Source organism: Streptomyces sp. NPDC021012, from assembly GCF_044333355.1.
Taxonomy (GTDB): domain Bacteria; phylum Actinomycetota; class Actinomycetes; order Streptomycetales; family Streptomycetaceae; genus Streptomyces.
In genome coordinates this window covers 20,873-30,634 of the sequence record NZ_JBIRQU010000028.1, presented here as the reverse complement: position 1 = coordinate 30,634, position 9,762 = coordinate 20,873, and the positions used below count along the sequence as shown (strand labels likewise).

Below are 9,762 nucleotides of genomic sequence, written 5' to 3'. Positions count from 1 at the left end.
GCACGAGCCAGTCCCTCGCAATCGAACACCGAGGTAACGCTCCGCGACGGCTCCCCAAGATCTGTGCCAGAACCCACAACTGCTCGATAAAGCCACCGGCGCCACCCGGGATCACCCCCACAGACACGGGGAGCAGCGATCGTCCGCCGCCGCAGATCCCGCCCGGTCGGGACCATCCCCGCGGACGCGGGGAGCAGCAGTGAGTCTTGCCGCCGCTGGAGCGCAGGGTGGGAACATCCCCGCGTACGCGGGGAGCAGGAGATCCCCGGGATGTCCCCAGCGTGGGATCGGGGCCATCCCCGCGTACGCGGGGAGCAGCCGGCCTCACCCCAGTGCCGGGTGTCCAGCGCGGGAACATCCCTGCGGGTGCGGGGAGCAGAGCTGGTGACAGCCTCGGCACAGCACTTGAACGGGACCATCCCCGCAGGTGCGGGGAGCAGTGTGGCCCGAGGCGTCCGACGAGCCGATGCTGGGGAACATCCCCGCGGGTGCGGGGAGCAGGCGCCGACGATCTGCACAGGGGTGGCGCCGGTGGGAACATCCCCGCGTACGCGGGGAGCAGCCGACGAAGGCGGCGTACGTGATCGTCGAAGAGGGGCCATCCCCGCGGACGCGGGGAACAGATCAGGCCGATCGGGTTCGCGGACATCACCGCGGGGCCATCCCCGCGGACGCGGGGAGCAGCAGTACGTACGGTCCCGGTGGCGCGCGCCGATGGGGCCATCCCCGCGGACGCGGGGAGCAGACGTCAACTGCATCGGTCTGGTCGCCCTCCCAGGGGCCATCCCCGCGGACGCGGGGAGCAGCTGACCCGCGCCCACCAGGTCTACGACGCGGCGGGGCCATCCCCGCGGACGCGGGGAGCAGACTCGATGACCTGCAGTTCTACCGCACACCCACCCCCACCTGACCCACTTTCACCGAAACCGGCAAAACAGACACCCCCAGTCCCACACCAACCCCACAAGCGCAGGAAGCAGTGCCACCCACAGGCAGGCGCCGTCTGACCCTGAGAGCCACCCCCGCGCAGGCAGAGAGCAGACGGCGCGGGGGCGGTTCACCCGCTCGTCCGCGGGACCATCCCGCGGGTGCGGGGAGCAGGCAATGTTTGCGTCCAGTCGAGCAGAGACGAGGGGGCCATCCCCGCGGGTGCGGGGAGCAGGGTGCGGGGGCTACTGCGGTGCGGTGCGGAGCGGGACCATCCCCGCGGGTGCGGGGAGCAGAGCATTCCCGCGATCGAGAACACCTTGTCGAGGGGACCATCCCCGCGGACGCGAGGAGCAGACCCCGCTCTACGTGAACGTCGATGCCGCCGGGGGACCATCCCCCGCGGACGCGGGGAGCAGCTGCCCCGGCCGGTCTGGACACCGACCGGGGCGGGACCATCCCCGCGGGTGCGGGGAGCAGCCGCGCATTTGGGGTGCGGGAGCCCGGCGCCGGGGATCATCCCCGCAGGTGCGGGGAGCAGCCGTGCGGCGGCCGTGGCGCCCCGAAGGGCTTGGGATCATCCCCGCAGGTGCGGGGAGCAGCCCCCTTCAGGCCCCGCGAATCCGCGGGGCCTGGGATCATCCCCGCAGGTGCGGGGAGCAGGGCCCCGGCATTGCAGCTGCCGGGGCCGGGTCGGGATCATCCCCGCAGGTGCGGGGAGCAGGACCTCGAGACCCCCAGGAACAACGTCTTGGTGGGATCATCCCCGCAGGTGCGGGGAGCAGTTGAAGTCCTGGAATACCGCGATCAGGTGGACGGGATCATCCCCGCAGGTGCGGGGAGCAGGCCGTGGCCGTGGCGATGTACCGGCGCGGCTGGGGATCATCCCCGCAGGTGCGGGGAGCAGCAGACCGGGTCGCTGTGGCCACGCGGACACCGGGGATCATCCCCGCAGGTGCGGGGAGCAGGCTCCGTGACCTGCAGTTCTATCTCACGAACAGCACCACCCAAACCACTTTCACCGAAACCGGCAAAACGGATCCCCCTCCCCCAGTACCGAACCAAGCCCTGCGCCGGCGAGACGGCCATCAGACATCCGGGATACATCCCCGCGGACGCGGGGAGCAGCCCCACGGGGCCGGCCTTTCTGGTTTCTCGCCGGGGCCATCCCCGCGGACGCGGGGAGCAGGTCTTGACGGTGGACGCGGGGCGCCACCGGATGGGGCCATCCCCGCGGACGCGGGGAGCAGCACTCGCCGGTGAACTTCGGACGTACCTCCTGGGGGCCATCCCCGCGGACGCGGGGAGCAGTCGGCCAGGGCCGGCCCCGCGGTGCGCTGGACGGGGCCATCCCCGCGGACGCGGGGAGCAGTACGACTCTCACCGGACTCTCGTACTACCGCCGGGGCCATCCCCGCGGACGCGGGGAGCAGGCCTCGCGGATCGCGTGCTCGGAGTCGCCGTTGGGGCCATCCCCGCGGACGCGGGGAGCAGGAGGCTCGCTGCATCTGCGATGCCGATCCGCCAGGGCCATCCCCGCGGACGCGGGGAGCAGATCAGCTCCCTCGTGTGCCGACCCGGGGGCAGGGGGCCATCCCCGCGGACGCGGGGAGCAGACTCCGTGACCTGCAGTTCTACCCCACGAACAGCACCACCTGAACCACTTTCACCGAAACCGGCAAAACGGACACCCCTCCCCCAGTACCGAACCAAGCCCTGCGCCGACGAGGCGGCCATCAGACATCCGGGATGCATCCCCGCGAATGCGGGGAGCAGAGCTCGTAGTCATGGGCCAGACGGAAGGTGATGGGACCATCCCCGCGCAAGCGGGGAGCAGGAGGCGGATCTGGCCCGTCTCGGGTTCGACGCGGGAACATCCCCGCAGAAGCGGGGGAGCAGTCGTTCGCGGCCAGCACGTTCCAGGCGACGTCGGGGCCATCCCCGGGGGTGCGGGGAGCAGATCACGGCGCAGATTCGCGCGATCTCGTGCTCGGGAACATCCCCGCGTACGCGGGGAGCAGGAGCGGTCGCTGGTCGACGCGAACAGCATCGAGGGACCATCCCTGCAGGCGAAGGGAGCAGAAGCGGTCAAGGTCCCAGGGCGTCTCACAGACAGGACCATCCCCAGGTGCAGGGAGAGACGTACCTCGACAACACCGTGGGGGCCATCCCCACGGGTGCGGGGAGCAGTCGGCCAGGGCCGGCCCCGTGAGGCGCTGGACGGGAACATCCCCGCGGGTGCGGGGAGCAGTCGAGGCCGGGGTTGCCGAGGTCGACCGCGCGGGGGCCATCCCCGCGTACGTGGGGAGCAGCGTCCGGCCATGCGGCGCCGGAACTGCGGGATGGGGCCATCCCCGCGTACGCGGGGAGCAGGTGAGAACTGCTGCGGCTCAGCTGGACCGGCTGGGGCCATCCCCGCGGACGCGGGGAGCAGACGCCGACGCAGACGACGTCGCCGAGGTTGATGGGAACATCCCCGCAGACGCGGGGAGCAGCACCTTCCGACGGACCGGGGGCCCGGCGAGAGGGGGCCATCCCCGCGTAGGCGGGGAGCAGCATCTACCTCGGTTCGGGCCAGGCCGGGACCGGGGCCATCCCCGCGCGAGCGGGGAGCAGCCCCCGGCCCAGCACAGCAGGGTGCCGATCTCGGGACCATCCCCGCGCGAGCGGGGAGCGGGCCGAGGCTGCGTTCGACGTGATCACGGTCGGGGGACCATCCCCGCGCGAGCGGGGAGCAGGCGCCCAGCGCGATGAGCTGCGGCACGCTGGGGGGACCATCCCCGCGCGAGCGGGGAGCAGTTCACGAAGATTTCCGACGCGGCGGCGACGTCGGGACCATCCCCGCGCGAGCGGGGAGCAGAAGGTCCCGCCGACCCGGGCCCTGGAGTGGGAGGGACCATCCCCGCGCGAGCGGGGAGCAGCCGGTACCGGGACGTGGCTGGCGCTTGGGCAGGGGAACATCCCCGCGGACGCGGGGAGCAGGGAACCGGGGCGACTCTACCCACGATGCGACCGGGACCATCCCCGCGTACGCGGGGAGCAGATACACGACAATGCAGCGACCAAGTTCGAGGCGGGAACATCCCCGCGGGTGCGGGGAGCAGCCGCTCCTTGGTCTTGCGGTCGTCGGAGTCCAGGGAACATCCCCGCGGGTGCGGGGAGCAGGCCGTTACGACGACGACGGCGCCGGCCTGGGTGGGACCATCCCCGCGCGAGCCGGAAGCAGCCATGGTAAATGCGGTGGTAAGCACACCGCAGGCATGGCCAGTACACCGGGCAGCACTCACCACACCCACGCAGCGACTGAAGCGACCCATACACGGACCATCCCCCGCGGACGCAGGGAGCAAAGCACGTACCGCAGCGCGTCCACCGAGTGGTCGGGAACATCCCCGCAGACGCGGGAGCAGTGGAGCGTGGGGCCCGGGAACTCTGACAAGCCGGGAACATCCCCGCAGGCGCGGGGAGCAGATGAGGCCTGCGGTGGCAAGCGCGGTGAGCAGGGGACCATCCCCGCGGGTACGGGGAGCAGCTGAACTTGTCGGTGGTGCCGTCGGCGAAGTGGGGACCATCCCCGCGGGTACGGGGAGCAGACCATGCCGGGTCAGCCGAACGGCGTGGGCCAGGGACCATCCCTGCGGGTACGGGGAGCAGGGAGACCAGGGGCTGTGGATCCTCGACGAACAGGGACCATCCCCGCGGGTACGGGGAGCAGCTACGGCCCTCGAACTGGTCGCCCTCGGGGTTGGGACCATCCCTGCGGGTACGGGGAGCAGTACCTCTCCCGCTTCGACGAGGAGAAGCGACAGGGACCATCCCCGCGGGTACGGGGAGCAGCGCGTCCGGGCCTCGGTGAAGGCCAACACCGGAGGGACCATCCCCGCGGGTACGGGGAGCAGTGATGTCCTCGCGCGGGGCGTTCACCGTGTTCGGGACCATCCCCCCGCAAGCGCTGCGAGCAGCTGTTGTCCGCGGACAACAAACTCTCGCGCTGGGTCCGTCCCCGCGGGGCACGAGGAGCAGTTCGTGAGGTTGCGCACCGCGGGCTTGTCAACGGGACCATCCCCACGCAGGCAGGAGCAGGCGATGGCCGGACCAATGCGGAAGCACGGCCTGGGACCATCCCCGCGGGTGCGGGGAACAGGGAATGCGGCCTCGGTCGTTGACCTCGTAGCCGGGACCATCCTCGCAGACGCGGGGAACAGGGCGACATCGCCGCCACGAGCACCGACCTGTTGGGACCATCCCCACGCGAGCGGGGAGCGGTGGAGCAGGCCAGGGACGAACTCGTTCTCGTAGGGGCCATCCCCGCGGGTGCGGGAGCAGGCGGTGGAGGTGCCCGGCGCACCAGGACGTGCGGGGACCATCCCCATGCGAGCGGGGAGCAGTGGGCCCAGGTGTCGGCCGGGTGGCGGGTCTGGGGACCATCCCCGCGCATGCGGGGAGCAAATCTGGACGCGGGTGTACAGGCGCCGCTACCCGGAACTGTCCCCGCGCAAGCGGAGAGCAGCCACGGTAAGCACGGTGGTAAGTAAACCGCAGAGCATGTTCAGCACCCAGGCAGCACTCACCACACCCCACACAGCGACCGAAGCGACCAGAACACCGACCACCCCCACGGACGCGGGGAGCAGGAGTCACCCAGCTCCGGGCAGACGGCCACCCAGGGAACATCCCCGCGAACGCGGGGAGCAGGATCTGTACGCGGTCCGGTACGGGCTCGACGGGGGACCATCCCCACGCGAGCAGGGAGCAGATCGCCGTACCCAGCGTGTGCGCGCTGGCGTTGGAGCCATCCCCGCGAGCGCGGGGAGCAGCACCAGGGCGCGATGAACGCGTACAAAACGCTGGGACCATCCCCACGGGCGCGAGGAGCAGACTTCCTTCTTCAGGCCTCCGTTCGGGAGTTCGGGGCCATCCCCGCAGGTGCAGGAGGCAGAACTGGAGCCCCGCGACCAGGCCCTTGGCGCTGGGACCATCCCCACGGGTGCGGGGAGCAGCGGGAAGCAGGAGATCGTCTCCCGGTAGTTCAGGTGGGTGGGGGGAACATCCCCGCGCAGGCGCGGGGAGCAGGGCGTCGAGCCCCCTCAGGAGCGACAGCTGGCGGGACCATCCCCGAGGGCGCGGGGAGCAACTGACTTCCACGACGCCCATCATCGCTCCCGCGAGACCATCCCCGTGCATACAGGGAGCAGCCCTTGGCTGCCATAGAGTCGCGCAGCGCCGTGGGACCATCCCCGCGGGCGGCGGAGAGCAAAGGCCGCGGCTGGCCGTCGGAGCCGACTCACGGGAAGCATCCCCGCACAAACGGGGACCAGACCCAGCCGGCGTACTGAAGGTAGGCAGGGTGGGGACCATCCCCGCGTACGCGGGGAGCAGACCTGGCAGTCTTCCAGGGCCTCACGGTCGGTGGGACCATCCCCACGCAAGCGGGCAGCAGACACCGAACCAAGCGGGCCCGAGTGAACGGCGGGACCATCCCCGCGGACGCGGGGAGCAGGGCCACTCGAAGCCGCCAGCGCGCCGCAGGTCGGGACCATCCCCGCGGGTGCGGGGAGCGGGATGGCAAACCGTCCCCTCTATACGCGAGGGGGGACCATCCCCGCGGGTGCGGGGAGCAGCGGTCGATCGCGTCCCGGAGGCTGCTGCCCGAGGGACCATCCCCGCGGGTGCGGGGAGCAGCTTGACCCAGGCGTCTTGGGCTTCTTCCAGGGCGGACCATCCCCGCGGGTGCGGGGAGCAGCCTGTACGTCATCAACAAGTACGGCGGCTACCGGGACCATCCCCGCGGGGCGGGGAGCAGGCGTTCTCCAGCCCGTGTGCCGACTGCAACGGGGGACCATCCCCGCGGGTGCGGGGAGCAGCTCCGTCCGGACCGCGTCAACCACTCTGCCCAGGGACCATCCCCGCGGGTGCGGGGAGCAGTCTTGGGGGACCTGCGCGACGAGCACGCGCGCGGGACCATCCCCGCGGGTGCGGGGAGCAGTGAGGAACGCACACCACCGAACTCCCGGGAGGGGGACCATCCCCGCGGGTGCGGGGAGCAGTCGGCGTCTGAGACTTCGGGGTGCCAGTGGTCGGGACCATCCCCGCGGGTGCGGGGAGCAGGTGGGCGACGCCTCGGACTACGTGGAGGTCGGGGGACCATCCCCGCGGGTGCGGGGAGCAGCCGCCGGGCCCGTCGTTGATCTGCTTGAAGTGGGGACCATCCCCGCGGGTGCGGGGAGCAGTGGGGCCGCTACGTCCGGGCCGGGGGCAACCGGGGACCATCCCCGCGGGTGCGGGGAGCAGCCCGGCCCCCCGCCCCCGGAGCGGTCAGCCCTGGGACCATCCCCGCGGGTGCGGGGAGCAGGGCAGTCGGCGCACCAGACGACGGAGCGGAGGAGGACCATCCCCGCGGCTGCGGGGAGCAGTCTCGGTGTCGGACCCCTGGGGGCCGCGCGCCGGGACCATCCCCGCGGGTGCGGGGAGCAGCCTGCCCGGGGGGTGACGCCGTCTGCCGTCGGGGGACCATCCCCGCGGGTGCGGGGAGCAGGTGTTCAGCACGATGTGCTGGTAGTGCCCGGCGGGACCATCCCCGCGGGTGCGGGGAGCAGGCTCCGTGACCTGCAGTTCTACCCCACGAACAACACCATCTGAACCACTTTCACCGAAACCGGCAAACCAGACACCCCTCCCCCAACACCGAACCAACCCTGCGTCAACGAGGCGGCCATCAGGCATCCAGGATGCATCCCCGCGGACGCGGGGAGTAGCTCGGCCGGCACGCGCTCGAACGATCCCGAACGGGGCCATCCCCTGCGAACGCGGGGAGCAGTATCCCTGGGCACGTTGGAACGCGGCCACGTTGGGACCATCCCCGCGCAGGCGGGAAGCAGCACTGCTTGTCGGCCTCCGCGTCGACCAGGGCGGGGCCATCGTCGCGGGCGCGGGGAGCAGTGGCCGAAGACCTCGTGGGGCGAGGCGTGGTGTTGCTCATGAATGCTGTCATGCCGGTGCGCCAAGGGCGCTGCGGTTATTGCGTTTCCGTGCATTCGTCGACGAAGGCGCAAAGGCGGCGGAACAAGCTCAGGTACTTGGAGGGGTCCGTGGCGGGTTGCATGTGGGGGGCGTCGCGGAGCCACTGCTCCCACATGCCGCCGGGGCTCAGGAATCGGGCGGCCTGATCGCCTCCGAGGTTGAGTGCGGTGAATACGAGGGCGCCCATGACTACGGTCTGGTCGTAGGCGAGGTCGGGGCGGAGAAGGTAGCGGTCGAGATAGGCGGCCAGCAGATCGGCGTCGCGCGGCGTGCCGAAGCCGGCAAGGGCCACGCAGTACGCCAACCCCGCACAGCAGACCTCGCTGGCCAGCAGCAGTTCACCGAGCCTCTCACGGAACTCGGTCCGGCGGCTGACGGCGATGAGCCATGCGGCTGTCCTCCGCTCACGCCAGCCGCCCTCGAGAAGGGTGGCGATCTGGTCCGGAGTGATAAGCCGCGCGTCCTCGCCGAGAGCTCGCACGAATCGGTCGTACTCAGGACCAGGCATGCTCAGCACGCTGCCGCCGAGCTTCAGGTAGCGGCGCTCGGGCGTGACATAGCGGCGGACCAGGGTCAGCAGTTCGGCATCCTCGTGTGTGTGGCGCATCACGGGATGATCCTGACTGGCTGATGTGCAATTGAGCCAGCTCTTTTGGAACCACGCCGCTCGCCGGCAGGAACGGGAGTAGTAACAGCACGGTTGAGAGCAGCCATCCGGCGTGAACACACACCACACACTGAGGGCCACCCCCACGCAAGCAGGGAACAGACCGTGCCCTGCGGCAGACCGCGAGCGACCTCAGAACCATCCCCGCGCAGACGAGGAGCAGGAGTCGATGCACCAGCCCAGGGCCCGCGCCGTGGGACCATCCCCGCGCAAACGGGGAGCAGCGATGACCTGCAGTTCTACCGCACGTCCACCCCCATCTGAACCACTTCTACCGATACCGGCATAACAGCCACCCCTCCCCCACACCGACCCCGCGAATGCGGGGAGCAGCCGTTGCCCTCGGGCGAGCCGGACGTGTTGGTGGGACCACCCCAGCGAATGCGGGGAGCAGACGATCGCCGCCTACTACCAGCGGCCCGTACAGGGACCATCCCCGCAAACGCGGGAAGCAGGAGCAGAACCTCGCCAAGCACAGCCCCGGCCTGGGGCCATTCCCGCGGGCGCGGGCAGCAGATCGCCGACCTCGATCCGTTGCAGGGTCCGCCGGGACCATCCCCGCGGGTACGGGGAGCAGCCGCACCCGGAGTGCCTCATCGGGCAGGCCCGGGGACCATCCCCGCGGGTACGGGGAGCAGTCACCGCGCGGGTCCGGTATCGGCTCGGCCCGGGGACCATCCCCGCGTACGCGGGGAGCAGGTGGTCGAGGTCGAGAATGCGGCCGACGACGAGAGGCCATCCCCACGTACGCGGGGAGCAGATGGGGTCAACCGGCTCGCCGGCCGCGTACATGGGGCCATCCCCGCGTAGGCGGGGAGCAAAAGCTCGGCGAGACGCTGCGCTCGGGCCCGTCGGGAACATCCCCGCAGGTGCGGGGAGCAGCGCCGAGGCTCTCGCGCCCGTGACCGAGGGGAGGGAACATCCCCGCGGGTGCGGGGAGCAGTTCCGGAGGGTCAGCGTGCGCGATCGTCGAGTGGGAACATCCCCGCGGGTGCGGGGAGCAGGCCCCGTTCGGGACGGGCGACAACCCGTGTGCGGGGAACATCCCCGCAGGCGCGGGGAGCAGTTTCCCACCCGCAGGGTCTCGTTCATCGCCTCGGGACCATCCCCGCAGGCGCGGGGAGCAGCCCGGCGAGGCCGAGGAGAAC

Annotated in this window: 1 protein-coding gene and 6 CRISPR repeat arrays; the gene reads right to left on the bottom strand. The window is 71.3% G+C overall.

What is annotated here, in order from left to right:
- Positions 1-107 precede the first annotated feature (107 nt).
- Positions 108-867: a CRISPR direct-repeat array (repeat unit 29 nt; unit sequence GGGGCCATCCCCGCGGACGCGGGGAGCAG).
- A gap of 204 nt (positions 868-1,071) precedes the next feature.
- Positions 1,072-1,895: direct repeats of the CRISPR family, unit length 29 nt; unit sequence GGGATCATCCCCGCAGGTGCGGGGAGCAG.
- 131 nt (positions 1,896-2,026) lie between these two features.
- Positions 2,027-2,543: a CRISPR direct-repeat array (repeat unit 29 nt; unit sequence GGGGCCATCCCCGCGGACGCGGGGAGCAG).
- A gap of 545 nt (positions 2,544-3,088) precedes the next feature.
- Positions 3,089-4,153: direct repeats of the CRISPR family, unit length 29 nt; unit sequence GGGACCATCCCCGCGCGAGCGGGGAGCAG.
- A gap of 95 nt (positions 4,154-4,248) precedes the next feature.
- A CRISPR array of direct repeats spans positions 4,249-4,886; the repeat unit is 29 nt; unit sequence GGGACCATCCCCGCGGGTACGGGGAGCAG.
- 1,330 nt (positions 4,887-6,216) lie between these two features.
- Positions 6,217-7,523: a CRISPR direct-repeat array (repeat unit 29 nt; unit sequence GGGACCATCCCCGCGGGTGCGGGGAGCAG).
- Between the two features lie 419 nt (positions 7,524-7,942).
- On the bottom strand, positions 7,943-8,554 hold the full coding sequence (locus ACH4TP_RS40090) for a DUF6000 family protein (protein ID WP_398190754.1): 612 nt from the start codon (positions 8,552-8,554) through the stop codon (positions 7,943-7,945).
- Between the last annotated feature and the right edge of the window lie 1,208 nt (positions 8,555-9,762).

What these genes read in the sequence shown, in the direction of transcription:
- ACH4TP_RS40090 (WP_398190754.1), bottom strand. Translation starts at nt 8,554, where the DNA reads ATGCGCCACACACACGAGGATGCCGAACTGCTGACCCTGGTCCGCCGC.